The 19,435-nt window shown below is 46.0% G+C and carries 14 protein-coding genes; 7 read left to right on the top strand and 7 right to left on the bottom strand.

The window, feature by feature from the left end:
* Positions 1-249 precede the first annotated feature (249 nt).
* Positions 250-570 carry a hypothetical protein gene (locus tag GXP65_RS14115; RefSeq protein ID WP_010451345.1) on the bottom strand — a complete coding sequence of 107 codons (321 nt, stop codon included), beginning with the start codon at positions 568-570 and terminating at the stop codon, positions 250-252.
* Positions 571-775: 205 nt separating this feature from the next.
* Here GXP65_RS14115 and GXP65_RS14110 point away from each other — a divergent pair, with 205 nt between their 5' ends.
* The 7 genes from GXP65_RS14110 (at position 776) to choV (ending at position 9,107) form a co-directional block, all read left to right on the top strand.
* Positions 776-1,828, top strand: coding sequence for a GGDEF domain-containing protein (locus GXP65_RS14110; RefSeq protein ID WP_080731262.1), 1,053 nt, complete (start codon positions 776-778; stop codon positions 1,826-1,828).
* A 423-nt stretch (positions 1,829-2,251) separates the two neighbouring features.
* Positions 2,252-2,851 (top strand): transcriptional regulator BetI, encoded by a 600-nt coding sequence (gene betI, locus GXP65_RS14105; RefSeq protein ID WP_005530538.1) that lies wholly within the window; start codon positions 2,252-2,254, stop codon positions 2,849-2,851.
* Between the two features lie 16 nt (positions 2,852-2,867).
* Positions 2,868-4,328, top strand: coding sequence for a betaine-aldehyde dehydrogenase (betB, locus tag GXP65_RS14100; protein ID WP_162093108.1), 1,461 nt, complete (start codon positions 2,868-2,870; stop codon positions 4,326-4,328).
* A gap of 19 nt (positions 4,329-4,347) precedes the next feature.
* On the top strand, positions 4,348-6,048 hold the full coding sequence (gene betA / locus GXP65_RS14095; protein WP_162093107.1) for a choline dehydrogenase: 1,701 nt from the start codon (positions 4,348-4,350) through the stop codon (positions 6,046-6,048).
* A gap of 29 nt (positions 6,049-6,077) precedes the next feature.
* Entirely contained in the window at positions 6,078-7,016 is a 939-nt protein-coding gene (locus GXP65_RS14090; RefSeq protein ID WP_050919256.1) for a choline ABC transporter substrate-binding protein, read from the top strand.
* A 62-nt stretch (positions 7,017-7,078) separates the two neighbouring features.
* Positions 7,079-7,921 (top strand): choline ABC transporter permease subunit, encoded by an 843-nt coding sequence (gene choW / locus GXP65_RS14085; protein WP_005425967.1) that lies wholly within the window; start codon positions 7,079-7,081, stop codon positions 7,919-7,921.
* Position 7,922: 1 nt separating this feature from the next.
* On the top strand, positions 7,923-9,107 hold the full coding sequence (choV, locus tag GXP65_RS14080; RefSeq protein ID WP_162093106.1) for a choline ABC transporter ATP-binding protein: 1,185 nt from the start codon (positions 7,923-7,925) through the stop codon (positions 9,105-9,107).
* 153 nt (positions 9,108-9,260) lie between these two features.
* Here choV and GXP65_RS14075 read toward each other — a convergent pair whose 3' ends face one another.
* The 6 genes from GXP65_RS14075 to GXP65_RS14050 form a co-directional block, all read right to left on the bottom strand.
* On the bottom strand, positions 9,261-9,917 hold the full coding sequence (locus tag GXP65_RS14075) for an NAD(P)H-dependent oxidoreductase (protein WP_162093105.1): 657 nt from the start codon (positions 9,915-9,917) through the stop codon (positions 9,261-9,263).
* Between the two features lie 219 nt (positions 9,918-10,136).
* The gene (locus GXP65_RS14070; protein ID WP_162093104.1) at positions 10,137-10,928 is read right to left on the bottom strand and encodes a slipin family protein; all 792 of its coding nucleotides are present in this window, start codon (positions 10,926-10,928) and stop codon (positions 10,137-10,139) included.
* A gap of 9 nt (positions 10,929-10,937) precedes the next feature.
* On the bottom strand, positions 10,938-12,305 hold the full coding sequence (locus tag GXP65_RS14065) for a nodulation protein NfeD (RefSeq protein WP_162093103.1): 1,368 nt from the start codon (positions 12,303-12,305) through the stop codon (positions 10,938-10,940).
* 400 nt (positions 12,306-12,705) lie between these two features.
* Positions 12,706-14,373, bottom strand: coding sequence for a response regulator (locus GXP65_RS14060; protein WP_162093102.1), 1,668 nt, complete (start codon positions 14,371-14,373; stop codon positions 12,706-12,708).
* Positions 14,374-14,432: 59 nt separating this feature from the next.
* Positions 14,433-15,575: an EAL domain-containing response regulator gene (locus tag GXP65_RS14055; RefSeq protein WP_162093101.1), complete on the bottom strand. Its 1,143-nt coding sequence runs from the start codon at positions 15,573-15,575 to the stop codon at positions 14,433-14,435.
* A complete protein-coding gene (locus tag GXP65_RS14050; RefSeq protein WP_162093100.1) occupies positions 15,576-19,178 on the bottom strand; it encodes a transporter substrate-binding domain-containing protein in 3,603 nt (1,200 codons plus the stop codon).
* Positions 19,179-19,435: the final 257 nt, after the last annotated feature.

Here is a 19,435-nt window from a genome sequence, read left to right as displayed (position 1 = left end):
TTATGGTGGAGACTTTACCACCTAACTTGGTGTCCGGGATCATTAAACCACTACAGCATACCCTGTAGCGATATAGTAGGAATAAGAGGGGATAAGGACTTACCATTTAGCGCCATCTTTAGTGTAAAGATAGCGAAATGATATTGATTGGGTTGGTCACTGATAGCTAGATTGAATCTGTGATGAGTGGGTTATAGATACAAAAAAACCACCACTAAACAGTGATGGCTTTGTAGTATTTTGGTGTTACTAGTATTTCACAAACAACATTTTTCTTAGGCTGTTGCAACGAGATTTATCCAACGGGTCACCTAGGTAATCTCCGTCTTCTGCAGCTTTCTTCATTACCAGCGCTCTTGCGCGGTCACCACTATCCAGATCTTGATACTCTTCCAAGGTTTTCAGCTTGAGCAAGCGATATTTTGATTTGTCTTTGCTAGATGCAATGTGATCGTAACAGTAACTCATTGCACCTGCGTTCGCACCAATCTTGCTAGCGTCTGTAATCGCGTATGCGTTAAAGCCAATCGTGCTCGTCAATAAAATTAAAAGGGCATTGCGTGCTTTCATTTCTCTTTCCTAATTCAAACAAGTTGATAAGTAAGATAAAGGGGAATGACTTTCAAAAATTGCCATTAAACGACATTGGCTCAGACAAATTACAATCCTAGTTTTGTCAGAGCGGTGTCAGTCTTGAGCCCATGGCGCGAATTGGTAAATCTCAACTGTTTGAATTTATTAACCTTAGCGTGATTCGATGATCTGGAGTGCTTGAATGAACGCCAAAAAATTTAGTAATGACACCAAGCGAAAGCTAATTTCCCTTATCTATTTGGCGATCATGGTTGCATGGGGTATCTACACCTTAACTCACGATTACAATTGGCAAGCGTTGTTATTGTTCTTAATGGGACTGTTATTGGTAATGCGAAATTACCATTTAGAAAACAAGCACCTAGATTCAAAAATTGCAGGAATTGCCGCACACTCCGTCACCGGAATCGTTATTCTTAACAAGAACTTATGCATCGACTTTTCGAATAGAAACTTTTCTAAGTTAATCGGATATACGAGTGAGCAGTTAAAAGCTCAGTCCATAGAGCGTTATGACCTGAAAGGTTTTAAAGAAGCACTCTTGGCTTTGGAAACACAGGAATACTGGAAGGGTGAGATTAAAGTAACAAACCGCTTTGGTGATCACCTCACTCTGGATACTCAAATTACGCACTATCAGTTAGGGCTTGCCCTAGCGGACCGCTATGTCATCAGTTTCCGTGACATAAGCCATCGCGTGCGCTTGGAGCGTGAGTTAAAACAACTTGCAGAAAAAGACCCACTCACTAGTTGTTGGAACCGTCGTCGTTTTGATACGGAACTTAAACGGTTTGCAAATATCGCGGATCGTTACGGTGTATCCAATGCAACACTTGCGATTATCGATATCGATCATTTCAAACAAATCAATGATAGACATGGTCACGATGTTGGTGATGAAGTCCTTAAAGACCTCGGTGAGTTAATGAAATCAGAAAGCCGTGAAACCGATATAGTCGCCCGAGTTGGTGGGGAAGAGTTTGCCATCATCATGCCCGAAACCAATATTCAAAATGCGTTTGAAGCAATCCATCGACTGAGAGAAATCATTCAAGAGCGAAGTGCTCATAGCATTACGGTCAGTACCGGGCTTGCTACGATCAGTCGTTCAGTGGAGCAAAGCTACAGATTTGCAGATAGAGCACTATATCGAGCTAAAGATCAGGGACGAAACTGCGTTTGCTGCTTAGAAGATCTTGAGGAGCAAAAGGTGATGACTTGTCATTGTGAATAACAACGCTTCCATTTTATTGAGTCGATTTGAGAGTTGCGAGCCTTAAACGAACAACCAACTTGGTGTTAGAGCCACATTCATTACTCAATTGACAACTCTAAAAATAAAACGTACTAAAATTATTTGAGTTCATTGTATTTGTCTTTATTTGTACTTTTGATGCGCACGAATTGTTCATGAGTTGGTATCTCTATAATTTACATTAAAAGCTGTTTAATTAATGATTTTAAAGACTTTTGTTTTTATTTTTTTACTTGTTAAATCTTCATAAACTCTACCTTTTCTCAAGTTTTAGTAATGATTGTTGTCGAAATGATTCGGCTGTTTCTGTCATTTTTTGTAGATAATTAGTTTGAGTTCGAACTAAATTTAAGGCATTTTATATTTAACTAACCGTTCAATTAAAAATAACAAGGATGCAAAATGCCCAAGGTTGGGATGCCTGAAATCAGAAAACCGCAGCTGGTCAAAGCGACGATGTCGGTTATCGACAGAGTTGGTTTACACGCCGCGAGTATCTCGTTGATCAGCAAAGAAGCAGGAGTGTCAACGGGGATCATTAATCACTATTTCGGTGGTAAGCACGGTCTGTTAGAAGAGACCATGCGTGAAATCCTGCGCCAGCTCTCTGCCACCATCAAAGAGAACCTAAGCCAGCTGCCAGCTGATGCGCATCATCAACGTATTAATGCCATCATCGACGGCAACTTTGTGGGTTTCCAAGCCGAGAACCAAGTGGCAAAAACTTGGTTGGCATTCTGGTCTTACTCTATGCATGACGCGCAGCTCAAACGTCTGCAACGAGTGAATGAACGACGTCTACTTTCTCACCTAAAAAAAGAATTAAAAGCTTTGCTGGATAACGACCAAGCAGAGCTAGTCGCGCATGGTATTGCGTCACTGATTGATGGCATTTGGCTGCGCGGAACGCTCAACCCGCAAGGCATCGATGCCGAGAAAGCACGCGTCATCATCAACGACTATCTCGATAAACAGCTCACGTTCTACTCAAAACTAAAATAAAGAGTCAAACCTTCAAATGGATATGAAAGCACACTACATCGATGGTGCGATGCACCTAGGATGCTCAGAAGAGTACTTCACTACATACAATCCCGCCAATGGTGAACCGCTCGCGAATGTGAAGCAGGCTAACCAGCAAGATATGGAAGCGGCAATTGAATCTGCCAAACGCGGCTTTGCGATTTGGTCTGCTATGACGGCGATAGAACGAAGCCGTATTTTGCTTAAAGCGGTGGCGCTGCTTCGTGAAAGAAATGACGAATTGGCAGCACTAGAAGTCGCGGATACGGGCAAACCAATCCAAGAAGCGAATTGCGTAGACATTGCAACGGGTGCGGATGTGATCGAGTACTACGCAGGTCTTGCGCCTAGCATGCATGGTGAACAGCAACCGCTGAATGAATCGCAGTTTTTTTACACTCGCCGCGAACCTCTGGGTATTTGTGCAGGCATTGGTGCGTGGAACTACCCAATTCAAATCGCGATGTGGAAATCTGCCCCTGCGCTTGCTGCGGGTAATGCGATGATCTTTAAACCATCAGAAGAAACTCCGTTAACTGCACTCAAACTAGCAGAAATCTACAGCGAAGCGGGGTTGCCAGATGGCGTGTTCAACGTTATTCAAGGTGATTACCGAGTAGGGCAAATGCTCACCGCACATCCAGACATCGCTAAAGTCTCTTTCACGGGTGAATCCGGTACGGGCAAAGTCGTGATGGGTGACAGCGCCAATACGCTGAAGCAAGTCACTATGGAGCTTGGTGGTAAGTCTCCAATGATCATTTTTGATGATGCCAAGCTAGACGACGCGGTTTCTGCTGCAATGGTTGCAAACTTCTACACCCAAGGTGAGGTTTGTACGCACGGTACTCGCGTGTTCGTTCATGAAGGTATTTATGATGAGTTTGTCGCTCAACTTAAGAAACGTACCGAACTGCTGGTGGTTGGCGATCCGCTTGATGATCAAACCCAAATTGGCGCGCTAATTTCCAAAGAGCACGAATCAAAAGTTCTTTCCGCAATTGAACAAGCGAAAGCAAGCAACGCAACGCTACTGACCGGTGGCTACAAAGTCACAGAAAACGGTTTGGCGAGCGGCAATTTTGTTGTGCCAACGGTTTTCATTGATTGCGAAGACGACATGCCCCACGTGCAACAAGAGATCTTTGGTCCCGTAATGTCAGTGCTTAAGTTCAGTGACGAAGATGAAGTGATTGCACGTGCTAACAACACCGATTACGGACTGGCAGCTGGCGTGTTCACGCAAAACCTCTCTCGTGCACACCGCGTCATTCATCAAATCCAAGCAGGAATCTGTTGGATTAACACCTGGGGTGACTCCCCAGCTGAAATGCCAGTTGGCGGTTACAAACTGTCTGGCATTGGACGTGAAAACGGCGTTGAGACCCTTAAGCATTACACCCAAACCAAGAGCGTGTTAGTGCATTTGGGTGATTTCGACAGCCCTTACGCGTAATCAGACTGGAGGATTTGTAATGCAACATCACTACGATTACATCATCGTCGGTGCTGGCTCGGCAGGCTGTGTTTTGGCGGATCGCCTGAGTGAAAGCGGTCTACACCAAGTCTTACTGTTGGAAGCGGGTGGCTCAGACAAGAGCATCTTCATCCAAATGCCAACGGCGCTGTCTTACCCAATGAACACTGAAAAGTACGCTTGGCAGTTCGAAACTGTTGCGGAAGAGGGCTTAGACGGACGCCAACTGCATTGTCCACGCGGCAAAGTTCTGGGTGGAAGCTCTTCGATCAACGGCATGGTTTATGTTCGTGGTCATGCTTGTGACTTTGACGAATGGGAAGCAGAAGGTGCAAAAGGCTGGAACTACCAAGCGTGTCTTCCGTACTTCCGTAAAGCGGAAACATGGACAGGCGGCGCAGACGCATACCGTGGCGACAGTGGTCCGGTAGGTACGTGCAACGGCAACGACATGAAGCTGAACCCACTTTACCAAGCGTTTATTGAAGCAGGTAAAGATGCTGGCTATCCAGAAACACAAGATTACAACGGCTATCAGCAAGAGGGCTTCAGTCCAATGCATATGACGGTAGACAAAGGCGTGCGCGCTTCTACCTCTAATGCTTACTTAAGCCGTGCAAAAAAGCGCAGCAACTTCACCTTGATGAAAGGCGTGACCGCTCATCGCATTTTGCTTGAAGGTAAAAAAGCAGTCGGCATTGAGTTTGAACAATCCGGCAAAATCAAACAGTGCTTTGCTAACAAAGAAGTGGTGTCGAGCGCAGGCTCTATCGGCTCGGTACAACTGCTGCAACTTTCGGGTATTGGTCCTAAGACTGTGCTTGAAAAAGCAGGCATTGAAGTGAAACACGCTCTCGAAGGTGTGGGGAAGAACTTGCAAGATCACCTCGAAGTGTACTTCCAGTATCACTGCAAACAGCCGATCACGCTTAACAGCAAGTTAGGTTTGATCAGCAAAGGTTTGATTGGTACGGAATGGATTCTGACGCGCAAAGGTCTGGGCGCAACCAACCACTTTGAATCGTGTGCGTTCATCCGTTCTCGTGAAGGCTTGAAATCGCCAAACATTCAATATCACTTCCTACCAGCAGCAATGCGTTATGACGGACGCGCGGCATTTGATGGTCACGGCTTCCAAGTGCATGTTGGTCCAAACAAGCCAGAGAGTCGCGGCAGTGTCGAAGTGGTTTCTGCCAACCCAAATGACAAGCCAAAAATCGAGTTCAACTACATCTCGACGGAACAAGACAAGCAGGATTGGCGAGACTGTATTCGTCTAACGCGTGAAATCCTCAATCAACCTGCAATGGATGCGTTCCGCGGTGAAGAGATTCAACCGGGTCTGAACATCACCAGCGATGAGGCGATTGATGAATGGGTGAAGCAAAATGTGGAGAGTGCTTACCACCCATCGTGTAGCTGCAAAATGGGCGCAAACAATGACCCAATGGCAGTTCTGAATGAAGCCTGTCAAGTGCGCGGCATTGAAGGCTTGCGCGTGGTGGATTCATCCATCTTCCCAACCATTCCGAATGGCAACTTAAACGCACCAACCATTATGGTCGCAGAGCGTGCAGCGGACATGATCTTGGGGAACGTACTCGAAGAATCGAATAACACACCGGTTTGGATTGCTCCGAACTGGCAAGAGACGCAAAGAATGCGTCCGCCGAAAAGAGACTTAAGCTCAATCTCATAAAGTCAGTAATCATTACAAGGAATTTAAACATGTCTACGATGACAAAAATCTTTTCATCTATCGCGCTGAGTGCAATGGCGACAGGTGCTTACGCTAACCAATGTGAAACCGTTCGATTTGCCGATGTAGGCTGGACGGACATTACCGCAACCACAGCTGTTACCTCTGAACTGCTAAAAGGCTTGGGCTACAAAACCAAGACCGATCTTCTGTCTGTACCTGTAACGTACTCTTCAATGGCAAACGGCGACATTGACGTATTCCTAGGTAACTGGATGCCAACCATGGAAGGCGATATCGCCAAATACCGTGAAGCAGGCACAGTAGAAACCGTTCGTGCAAACTTAGAAGGCGCGAAATACACACTAGCCGTGCCAAAGTATGTGTACGACGCAGGCGTGAAAAGCTTTGCTGATTTGGCAAAACATGCCGACAAATTTAAAGACCGCATCTACGGCATTGAACCGGGTAACGATGGCAACCGCCTTATCCAAGATATGATCGACAGCGATGCATTTGGCTTGAAAGACTTCAGCCTAGTGGAATCAAGCGAAGCGGGCATGGTGTCTCAAGTGTCTCGTGCAGTGCGTCGTAACCAATGGATAGTTTACCTAGGTTGGGCACCACACCCAATGAACAGCAATGTTGAGATGGAATACCTATCTGGCGGTGACGACTTCTTTGGTCCTAACTACGGCGGTGCAAATGTTTACACCAATGTGCGACAAGATTACCTATCTGAGTGTCAAAACGTGGGTCAACTGCTTAAGAATCTAGAGTTCAGTCTAGAGATGGAAAACCAGTTGATGGAAGCGATTCTAAACCAAAAACAAAAGCCAGCGAAAGCGGCACAAGAATGGTTGAATGCCAACCCACAACAATTTGAAGCGTGGCTAGAAGGCGTGAAGACGTTAGACGGCAAAGACGCAAAACAAGCGATTACTTCTTACCTAAAAACAAACGCTTAATCATTCCTCTCTTTAGGAAAAGGTGGGTAGAGATGCCCGCCTTTTAACACAAAGGTTTTATTGTGAATTTTATTACGGACAACAAACTTCCGTTGGGCGAATGGATGGAAACAGGCGTAGATTGGTTAACCATGAACGCGTCGGGTTTCTTTGATGCTATCTCTATTTTTCTCGAAACCATCATTCTATTCGTGGTGGATATTTTCAAATGGATGCCACCGGCAGCACCAATCATCATGACCGCAGCGATTGCGTGGTTCCTACACCGCAGCATTCCTTTAGTTGTGTTTATCGTGCTGGCGCTACTGACTATTCTTAACCTCGGCTACTGGCAAGAAATGCTGGAAACCTTTGTTCTCGTCTTCGCTGCGACAACGATTTCCGTATTAATTGGCGTGCCGCTTGGCATCATGGCGGCGCATCGCCCGTGGTTGTATACCTTGTTGCGCCCGATACTCGATTTAATGCAGACCGTACCAACGTTTGTGTATCTGATCCCAACATTGGTTCTGTTTGGTTTGGGCATCGTTCCGGGTCTGATTTCCACCATTATCTTTGCCATCGCCGCGCCGATTCGTCTGACTTACCTTGGTATCACCAAAGTGCCAGAAGAGCTGATTGAAGCGGGTAAAGCCTTTGGTGCTAGCCGCATGAAATTGCTATTCAAAGTCGAACTCCCAGCCGCATTGCCAAGCATTATGGCGGGTGTGACCCAATGCATCATGTTGTCACTTTCTATGGTGGTGATAGCCGCACTAGTAGGTGCCGATGGTCTGGGTAAGCCAGTCGTACGAGCACTGAACACCGTGAATATTTCTCAAGGCTTTGAAGCCGGTTTAGCGATAGTTTTGGTCGCGATTATTCTCGACCGCTTGTGTAAAGCACCAAACCAAAAGGAGGCATAACATGGATGCAATTACGATTGAAAACCTCGACGTTGTGTTTGGTCAGCAGCAAGAGCAAGCATTGGCGCTTTTAGACCAAGGTAAGTCTCGCCAAGAGATCATTGATGAAACCGGACAAGTGGTTGGTGTTGATAAGGTCTCAATGAGCGTCAAACAAGGTGAGATCTGTGTATTGATGGGGCTTTCTGGTTCGGGTAAATCCAGTTTGCTTCGTGCCGTTAATGGTTTGAATGAGATCTCTCGTGGCTCACTCAAAATCAAAGATGGCGACGACATGGTACAGCTTGCTAACTGTGACGAGCAGACTCTGCGTAACTTGCGTACTCATCGCGTGTCGATGGTGTTCCAAAAGTTTGCGCTTATGCCGTGGTTAACTGTATTGGATAACGTAGCATTTGGTCTTGAGATGCAGGGCATTGGCAAAGCGGAACGACGTAAAAAAGCACGCGAACAACTTGAAATGGTTGGGCTGAGCGAGTGGGAGAGTAAGTTCCCGCATGAGCTCTCTGGTGGTATGCAGCAGCGCGTTGGTTTAGCTCGCGCCTTTGCTATGGATACCGACATCCTACTAATGGATGAACCCTTCTCCGCGCTCGATCCTCTGATTCGTGCTCAGCTTCAAGATGAATTGATTCAACTGCAAGAGAAGCTCAACAAGACGATTTTGTTTGTGAGCCACGACCTAGACGAAGCACTGAAAATCGGCAACAACATCGCCATTATGGAATCGGGCAAACTGATTCAACACGGTAAGCCTGAACAAATCATCCTTGCGCCAGAAAACGAGTATGTGGCGGACTTTGTGGCTCACACTAATCCGCTTAACGTATTGAAAGGTCGTTCACTGATGCAAGCCAGCACCGAGCTTAAGCATAAGAATGAGCGCGTGTTGGTGTGTGCAGATAAGCAGATTTGGGTCGAGCAAGAGCCGAAAGGCTTAACGTTAGTGGATTCCGATAAGTCGTTGGTGAATTGGGAAAGCGATTCAACCACGCTTGACGACATCGGCGAAAGCACGGTCGTTCAAGCTAACCCAGATATCAGCATGCGTGAAGCGATTGAGCTGAAGCAACGCAGCAATCAACCTATCTTGCTGGTGGAAGAGAACAAGTTAGTGGGCGTACTGAGTGACAACGAGTTGTACGATGCACTGCTTGGCAACTTTAAGTCCAAGCAAGTGGCGTAGCTGTCTCTTATCTCAAAACTTTTGTTGAGTCCCCCTCTGCAAAATAAAAAAGAGCCGTACCCTTAGACTAGAAGTACGGCTCTTTGAATTTGAACAATGATTTAGATAGCTAGGCTCTAGGCTAGGAACCATGGAGCTAGGAGACGATACTCATTAAAGAGTAGTAATCACGTCATCCATGTGTAGACGCGCTTTAGGTAGACCGTGGTTGTAATCTTCGCCGTCTTTGTGATAGCCGATTGCTAGTGCAACTTCACATACGTGACCATCTAGTTCTACTTTGAACTCTTCGCCGATCAGTGTTGGGTCTACACCTTCCATTGGAGTCGAGTCGATACCTAGACGCGCTAGTGTGTGCATTAGGTTACCAAGAGCGATGTAAACTTGCGCTTTCGTCCAGCCACCGTTGTAGCCGTTCTCATCTGTGTTTGCCTCAGCAAATGCGTAAGCACCCATGAAAGAGTCGTACATCTCGGCTGGTAGGTGGCCAGAAGTTACTTCAGCATCAACACGCTTCGCAAATTTCTCTTTAGTGAATTTTGGATCGTACGCTAGCAGAATAGTGTGAGACGCTGCTTTAGCGTGCGGTTGGTTGAACTGGTGCATGTTAGCAAACGTGTCGTGGAAACGCTGTTTCGCTTCGTCGCTCTCAATTACGATGAATTTCCAAGGCTGAGAGTTGATAGAAGACGCAGATAGGCGGATTGCTTCTTTGATGATTGCCATATCTTCTTGAGAGATGCGTTTCTCTTCGTCGTATTTTTTCGCTGTGTAACGGTTGTTTAGGTCTGTAATGATTTGATGAGACACGTTTATATCCTCTTAATATTATTAGACAAATGAGGATGCGCTTAGCATCGGTAACCATGCGTACCTCGAAAGTGAGTCCATCATATCGACTTTTCTCGAAATGATAATACGCGTTTCATTTAAATCACTTTCTATTTTTTATTGAAAATCAAAAGGGGCCTCGAGCGAAGTTAAAAAGAAAGGGAGCCATTTTGCTCCCTTTCATTTTGTCGCTCACGTTTACTCTTTTCCTTCCTCTTTTTCTCCTTGATTGTTCTTCACCGCCTTGGCGATATCGGAAACCGCTTCGACAAGATTGATTGGCATCGGGAAGATGATGGTTGATGTCTTGTCTGTGGTGATTTCAGTGAGCGTTTGCATGTATCGAAGCTGCAACGCATTGGGGGCTTCGTTAAGCATTTCTGCCGCTTCTTTTAGCTTGTTGGAAGCTTCCAACTCACCGGTTGCGTGGATGATCTTCGCACGGCGGTTACGTTCTGCTTCGGCTTGGCGGGCGAGGGCGCGCACCATGCTGTCGTTAAGATCGACATGCTTCACTTCAACCGTTGCTATCTTGATACCCCAATCGTCAGTTTGTTGGTCGAGGATGGATTGCAGATCTTTGTTAAGGCGTTCACGTTCAGAAAGCAACTCATCCAGTTCATGCTGACCAAGCACCGAACGCAGTGTTGTTTGTGCTAGCTGGCTAGTGGCGTCGCTATAGCTTTCAATATTGTTGATTGCCATTTGTGGGTCGACCACTCGGAAGTAAACCACGGCGTTGACTCTGACCGATACGTTGTCACGGGTGATTAAATCTTGAGTTGGAACATCCAAAACAATGGTACGTAAGTCGACGCGAACCATTTGTTGAATGAAGGGGATCAAGATGATCAAACCCGGTCCTTTCACTTCTTGGAAGCGACCGAGAAAGAACACCACGCCGCGCTCGTACTCACGCAGCACCTTGAACATTTGCGTTGCCAGTGCAAACAATAAAACGATGATAACGGCAACAGTGTAAAGCATCATAAGCGCCTCCTATTCCTTAGGGCGGTCACTGGGTTTAACGGTTAGGGTCAACCCTTTAATTTTCACCACAGTCACGTGGTCACCTTGTTTCAATTTTTGTTCTGCTTTGGCTTGCCATAGCGCCCCGTCTAATTGCACTCGACCAGTACCATCAACAAAATCATCGCTCACAACGGCGAGTTTACCCGGGAAGTTTTCGAGCCCTGTAGTGGCTTTTTTACTGCGAATTTTAATAAGCAAGCCAACCGTAATGACGATGAGCCCCACAGAGAAAATAGCGATACCGAAAATCAGTGGTAGGGCAATTTGGAAGCCGGGTATATCGCTGTCCATTAGGAAGATTGAGCCAAGCACAAATGCAACGACGCCGCCTAAACCGAGTATGCCAAAGCTCGGGTTAAAGGCTTCAGCAATCATCAGAGCAATACCAAGCAGCAGTAGTCCCAAACCAACGTAATTCACAGGCATCATTTGCAGCGCGTACATGGCTAGCAATAGGCAAATCCCGCCGAGCACGCCGGGTAAGCCGATACCTGGGTTGTAGAACTCCAGAAGCAAGCCATAAATACCAATTAGCATTAGAATGTAAGCTACGTTGGGATTGGTAATTACCGCCAACATTTCTGCACGCCAGTCTGGAACGCGCTCCACCCAAGTTGGGTTATCTAACGCCAGCTTAAACGGGTTGCCGTTGAGTTTGACTTCGATGCCATTAATCGTTGAAACCAAATCTTCCGGTGAGTTGGCTATGTAGTCGATGACGTTGAGCTCTAACGCTTCGGTTGCATCTAAACTGGCCGCCATACTGACTGCTTTTTCTGCCCATTCGGCGTTTCTATCATGTAGTCGCGCTAAGCCTTTGATGTAGGCTCTGGCATCATTAATGACCTTCTTTTCCATTGCGGTTTTGGCAGGCACTTCGTCCGAGGCTTTTTCTGTGGATTCCGGTTGTGAATCTGTTGAGTCTTTACCTTCGTCTGAAGACGGCTGTTGTGGTGCTCCACCCAAGGCAACGGGAGTTGCGGCGCCCAAGTTAGTGGCTTCTGCCATCGCAGCGACGTGGCTGGCGAGCAGAATGTACGTACCTGCGCTGGCCGCCCGAGAGCCTGATGGACCGACCCAAGTCGCGATAGGGACAGTGGATGTGGTGATAGCGTGTATGATATCCCTCATTGAGCTATCAAGCCCGCCGGGGGTATCCATTTTTAAAATGACAAGGTCAACGCCGTTTTGTTGAGCTTCTTCAATCTCTCGTGACAGATAATCACTCAGAGCGGGCCCAATTGCCCCTTTGACAGGCAATACCCAAACCGTGCTTGCTAGCGCTTGGCTTGCAAACAAGAGTAGGGGAAGAAGCCACAATCGTATCTGTTTCATACAGCCCTCCTTGTGTAACCACTGGGACTTATTGAAAACACTATTTAAAGTATAGATACGAGTAGACAAGAGAATGGTTTTATCCGTCGCCTCCGAATGTATAAATAAATTTACAAAAGTGAGGCTTAGCAGTGGTACACACTTTCTCACGTAATCTGGGGTTTCATGCGTTGTGGTTCGTAAGAAAACCAGTAAACTGCGAGGAATCAACGACACTCAGACAAGAAGGTAAGTGGGAAGTTATGATGTTAATTGCGATTCGATTGGTGAAGCTTGCCGTTATCTGTGCGGTGTTCTTTACCATCTACGATTTGATTGCATTCGGTGAGGTGACTTGGATTAACCGTTTCTTCAACCTGTAATCCGAAATGAAAGGGGCATCGTGCCCCTTTTTGCCTGTCTAGTTTGCCAGTTCTGGTTCTGGAAGGTGGCTGTTTACCACTGACATGTGTTGACAGCGATCTTGAGCGAGGAAGAGGAACTTGTCATAACCACTTTGCTCTAGTTCCTCACGAGAAACCAATTGTTTAACGATGTTATCGCATCGTTTGATCAACACTTCGACTTCCAACGATGACTTGTTGCTTGGAAAGGCTCGCGTCAGCACTTTAATGATGTTGATGCACACCGTGCGTAGTAATGGACAACGGGCCTGTAGCTCAATCAAAGCATCAATCAAGGCTTGATAGTCCTGTTCTGCCGCTCGGATTTTTCTGTATTGCTCTTGCATCCAAGTTTGGCGTTCTGCATTGTCCGTTTCTAGGGCGCGACCAAGGGTAATCTTACTCGAAAGAATCGTGTCGCTTGAGTCGGTTTGTAGATTCTCAAAACACCAAGTAATGGCGTTGGAAAACTCCGATTCAAAGTTCATCTCATGCAGCAACCACGCTAGGTGAAATTGCGCATAAAAGTGAGCGAAGGGCTTACGTCGATACAAATCACTGAGCACTTTAAACGCTGCAACGTACTGGTTTTCTTCAATGGCAATGTGCGCAGCGATCAAGTCGAGCTCGTCTTGAATTGCCTTGTTTTCTGGTCCGCTCGTGATCGACTTAAATAAGTTTTTGGCTTGAACAAGAAGATCCTCTCTACCTTCAAGTTTACGCACACAATAGAGCAAGATTCGAATCATGTTGAGCTTGGCAAAGGTATTGTTGCGGTAAGTGTCTTTGTTGATCTCCATGTATGCATGGTAGTGCTTTAACGCAGAATGATAGTCATGTTCCGCCAAGCATAAATTGACGATCACCAATTCACGCTCCGAATTGCCTTCAACCAAGCTGTTTGCCAACTCCAAATGCCTAATTGCACTTGGTACTTCTCGGTTAAGCATGCTGAAGTTAGCCGCGCACTCGCGTATATCTACGTTGTTTGGTGACTCTTCTAACAAGGCACGTACTAGGCGTTGTGCTTCGTCGTGTTCACCCAGTGTGACTAGCGTGTTTGCTAAGCCGATTTTTGCCCAGTTAACGTCTTTACGTTCAATGACTTGCTCGTAAACGACTTTGGCTTCTTGATGCAGTTTCAAACGCGTTAAGAAGTCGGCCCGAAACTTTTCGATAATGAAAAAATACTCAGAATGAAATGGTGTCAGCTCATCACATGCTTCTAATCCTGCGTGCGCATCGTTGCTGAGCTCTGCTTGATAGATGGTCTGTAAGAGGCTCTTACGCTTCACTGCGGCTGAGATACGTTCTCGCAACGTGATGGAGTTGAAAGGTTTGAGCAGGTACTCGTCCGGCTTCAGCTCAATGATGGCACGTACGATGGTCGCAGAGTTCTCACCCGTTACAAGAATAAATACGGTGTCATGGTTGAGTAATTTGAGGTGCTTAAGCTCTTCAAACAGCTGTTTGCCGTTCATGCCTCGACCGAAGTTGTAGTCACAAATGATCAGGTCAATGCGCTCTTGCTGAGCAATAGAAACTGCCCCCTTTGCTAAGCGAGCTGTGAATATGCGTTTATCAGAAAAGCCAAGCTTGGTCAGCATGTTACGCAGTGTCAGCACCACGATAGGCGCATCATCGACAATTAACACATTGTACTGTGAGAAAGATTTGGTGTTCATTTAAAAAGGACTCAGAAAATGAGCGTTGCGGCTGATAGCAAACAGCCGCAACGTTCGAATTAGATCAACGTTTCCAATTGTTCAAAGGGGATAGGGCGGCAGCGAACAAATCCTTGGTAAAGTTCCACGCCAAGTTCGCGCAAATACGCCAATGTTTCATCATCTTCTACACCTTCTGCCACCGATTTAAGTCCTAATGACTTTGCTAGGTGTAGGCTCGAAATAGTGAGCTGTTGGCTCTTGAAGTTGGTTAATGCATCTTTGATAAATTGGCGGTCAATCTTTAATTCTGTATAAGGCAGCGTTGCTAACTGGCTCAGGGACGAGTAGCCGGTTCCAAAGTCGTCAATGGCTAAGCCAACGCCTCTTAAACGTAAGTTGGCGAGGTTGGCTAGCGACGTGACGCTGCAGTCGTACACTTCGTCTTCGGTCAGTTCAAGCGTGATGCGTTCAGGTGCTATTTGGTATTGTTCGCACAACGCAAATAGTCGCTCACTCATAGGTTGCTTGAGCGTCTTTTGGTTCATGTTGACTGATAAGTTGATGGTTACTTTCAGTGTGGACATGTCTTGAAGCGCGTTCTCTAGCACAATCCAGAACAGTTTATCCAACTCATTACGAACCTGAATCTCAGTAATAAACTGCGCAGGTGCAATAATGCCGTGCTTGGGGTGACGGCAACGTACTAATGCTTCGACTCCAATCAGTTGGTTATCCGACGTTGAGTATTGTGGTTGGTAGTAATTGATAAACCTGCCCTCATTGAAGGCAGTGTCAATTTCGTCGTCATTCATTAACACAGGCAAGCTCACGAATTGTTCTTGCGATAAGTATTGTTTGAACTCGCCGAAGATCTGAGTGAGTTGCTGATTAGAAATGGGTTTAGTTAATGCGCGAACAAACCCGTAGCCCGCAGATAAGCACATGTTGTAGGTAATTTCGAGCACGTCTTGGGTCATCGCACTCAAAATCACCACGCCTTTTGGACGTGAGCTTTCTGCAAGGGTGGAAAGTAGGTTCACCCCATTGATATCTGGTAAGTCAATATCGCAGAACATCACATCGATTGGTTGGGCCTCGCAAACGGTCGCGACTTCTGAGCCTCGATGGACGACGGTAATCGTGCCTTCAAATAGACGATTGAGCAAAATCTTAAGATTGGTTGCTTGTAATCGATCATCTTCTACAATCAAAACGTTCATTTAATTGCTCTCATTCATATTCAGCCACTGCTGTGTCGTGCTGACGATGGTTTCTAATTCGCTGATAAGTGCCGTGCGAGCCTGAACTTCTTGTTCGCTACCTACCAAATATTCACATTGCATTGCCGCATACCCAAGTTGGGTTAAGTTGAGGGCGGCCGCTGATCCTTTAATTCGGTGTGCCACTGACTTAAGGCTTTCCTCTCCAGAGTGAATCAGTGCGATGTCATTGTTTAGTGCTTCACATATCACTTGTGCCATCTCGAGTCTTTCTTCATAGCTATAGGCTTCAAGCCAATCCTCTTGGGACTCTGCGTTAATGACTCTTGATAAGTATTGCTCACACAAGGCTTGTAGTTCGCTCAGGGTGTATGGCTTAAACAACACGGTTTCAATGCCGCTTTGTTCTGCTTTTTCAATCACGTTTCGTGAATTCTCTGCCGTACAAGTCACGACAGGAATGGACGCGAGAACCTTATTTGCCTTGAGAGCTTGAGTCAGTTGGTAACCGTCCATATCCGGCATGTGACAGTCGGTAATCACCAAATTAAAGGGTGCCAGTTCGTTGTCGCTTTGTGCTTGTTCTAGCGCTTCAATCGCTTCTAAGCCACTTGCAGCAAGCTGGCAATTGACCCCCAGCTTTTCAAATTGACGCTTGAACAATAGTCGGTTGATCGCATCATCATCGACGACTAACACGCGTCCGTCCCACTGGTATTCTGCTGTCTGTGCTGAGTGGGTTTGCGTTATCACTTCACCGTTTAGCTTCTGCAAAATTAAATCGGGATATACGTTGGAGTAATGTGGTTCCAGCTCGATCACGTGATGCTTGCTTTCAAACTCATCCAGAGTGACTTGCCATGTGTTTAACCACCGCTGAACTTGTTTGTCTTCGGTATAGACCGGAATTAGCGCCGTCATATCGAGTGGTTGACTGATCATTGGCAAGCGTACTGTGATGGTTGTGCCTTGTTCTGTTTGGCTGTCAACCTCAATGGTGCCTTCCATTATGTCGACCAAGCTTTTGACGATAGACATGCCAAGGCCTGTGCCTCCGAAACGGCGACTGGTGCTTTTGTCCCCCTGAACAAAAGGCTGGAACAGGGTGGCTAACTGGGCATTGTTCATCCCGCATCCCGTGTCTTGTACTTTGAATTCAAGTTGGCTTGGGCTGACATGCACACTCACGATAACCTTACCTTCCTCTGTGAACTTCACCGCATTACTCAATAGGTTGTTGATGATTTGGTTGACGCGCAACCAATCCAAAGCCACTAAAGCATGAGGTGTCGGAGTCCAGTTCAACTCAAACGCCAATGACTTCCGTTCGATGATTTTTTCAAAGCTTCTTAGTGTTGCCCCAAGCTCTTGATAAACATTGCCTTTGTGAACATCTAACTGAAGTTGGTTTGCATCAATTTTTGAGAAATCCAAAATGTCATTAACTTGCAACTGTAATCGCTCTGCTGATTGCATTGCGCTCTTCAACAACTCTTTGCTCTCTTTACGTTCTAAATCTTGCTCTAATAACTCCATTAATCCCATCATTGCTGCGATTGGGGTACGGAGCTCGTGGCTGACGACCGCAAGAAAGTGTTCGCGAGCCTCGATCGCTTGCATGGCTTTCAAGTTTGATGCTTTCAACGCCGTCTCTTTCTGTTTTAGTTCACTGATGTCATCAAACACCGTCATCCGGTATTGAGTCCCTTCCTCTGGATGGAGTAGGGTCTGCTGACGCACACGGTAGTGCTTGTCGCCCAAAGAGCATAAAGATGTTTCCGTACTTTCTGAATCTGAGCTCACACACTCTCTCGTAAGATCAAGCACTTGCTCTCGTTCTTGGTCTGTAATGCCTTTATCTACATTGCAGCGCGAAAGCATGTTGATGAACGGTTTATTGGCCAGAATCTGCTTATTATTTTCATCAGATATCAAGATCTTATTAGGCAGCTGATCCAGTACAGACGATAGCCACTTGTTCTGCTTTTGGCGAATCTGAGTTTCGTATTCTTTGCGTTTAATGGTACGAGTCAGGTGGCCAGTTCTAACGATGTAAATCAGCACCGCAATTAACAAAATACAGACGCCAGCCAATGCTGAAATGACGACGATCTCTTTCTCAATACCGTAATTAACCGTTACTTTTTCATGTCGTTCTTTGAGCTGTTGAAGTTCTTCTTTGGTGGTGACTTGAAGTACGGTATCCAACACTCTGTGTAGAAACTCAGAGTCCTTCCTTAACTCCATACCCAATGCCACCCCCAATTCCATATCGTCCGGTGGTGCCACTGCTTTAAACTGCGTCCCTTGCCCTTTATAAAAATGGTGATCAATCAAATTTTGATTGACGAAGGCATGGGAGATTTTCCCATCTTCTAATGCCTTACTAAGGCTTTTAAAATCACGGTAAACAGGAGAAGAGGCATACGCAGGGTTACCTAAAAAGTGCGGATAGAAATTTCCCGCACGGTCTAAAATACCGACGCTTTTTTGTGCTTGTTTGTTCAGTGATTCGATATACCCATACTGAAGAACTCCGAACGAACGTGTCGCAATAAAACGTTTTTTGTCAGTAATTGCGATGTTTCGTGTCGGGAGCACATCAACAATATGCTCCTGAAGCATTAAATCCACATCTCTGCCGTTAGGATGAATGTACTCAAATTTGAGCATGCTCTTTTGTTCGAGCAGCTTCATCAAATCGTGCACATAACCTTTCACCTCTTTGGTTTTTGGGTCAGTGTAAGACAGTGGGTATACATTGTCTTTAATGGTGTAGCGAACGGTTTGTCGGCCATTTTGTTGCTCCAAAATCTCCAGCATTAACTCGTTGTGCAACACGTTGATGTTCGCTTCAATATGCATACGGCTGTGTTTGGAATCTTTAGAGTGTTTGATGTATTTGTTGATAATGCCCATCAATTGTTGAGATTCTTTCCCCGTGAAGATAGTGACAGCGCCAGGCGTGAGGGCTTTGTCATAGACCACTTTACCTGTGAGTTCGCCATGAGGGTTTTTAAAACCATAAGAGCTAAGCGTAGACAGGCCTACAACTGCTGCATCAGCTGCCCCGGTATTTAACGACGTTGTCATCATGACGCTGTTGCGCACGGTATGAACATGCTCAAAGCCGAGAGTTTCAATCTGGTCACAGGCACTTGAGTCCTTGACGCAAACCCACTTGAGTTCGCTGAGCGGAGTATTTTCCAAAGCAACGTCACGCAACCAAACTAAGCGTAAAGTCTGAAAAATCGGCTCAGAGAACAGAAAGCGCTCCGCTCTTTTTTGGGTTGCAACAAAGCCAACGGTGAGATCAATCTCGCCGTTTTCTAAGCCATTAAAAAGGGTATCGAGGCTAAAGTAGGGAACATACTCGGCGTCAATGTGCAGATCGTGCAACATGCTTTCTGCATACTCGATGTTGATGCCTTCTTTCGATTCTAAGTTTCCCCAATAAGGGAGCCAATCACCTGCAAGAACGCCAACCTTCACGCTCTTTTGGTTGTCGAGAAACAATCGGTCATTCTTGCTTAGGAAATCTTCCGCTAAAGCACTGAAAGAGAAAGTGATAAGCAATGCTGCGATTGAGGCAAACAGTTTCAAGGTTTTATTTTTCCAAGTAGGGCGCGAGTCAAAAAAGGGGGCGGAATCGTATAGCTTTTCACCGTTATTCGCCAATCAAGGATGTTTGTCTTGTCGACAAGTGACGTTTGATATTCAAGTGAGTGAATTAAACGAGTTCGAGACCATAGTAATCAATGACTTATGAGAGGGGATTCAATATCTAAATAGGAGGTAATGGAAAAAAGCCAGAAAGCAACTAAGTTCATATTAAGAGGTCGGGTAAGGAAACCCCAGCT

Origin of the sequence: Vibrio sp. LB10LO1 (assembly GCF_010092875.1) — a bacterium.
Classification (GTDB): domain Bacteria; phylum Pseudomonadota; class Gammaproteobacteria; order Enterobacterales; family Vibrionaceae; genus Vibrio; species Vibrio campbellii.
Note: the sequence above shows the minus strand (reverse complement) of the source record. Positions and strands in the feature narration are given on the sequence as shown.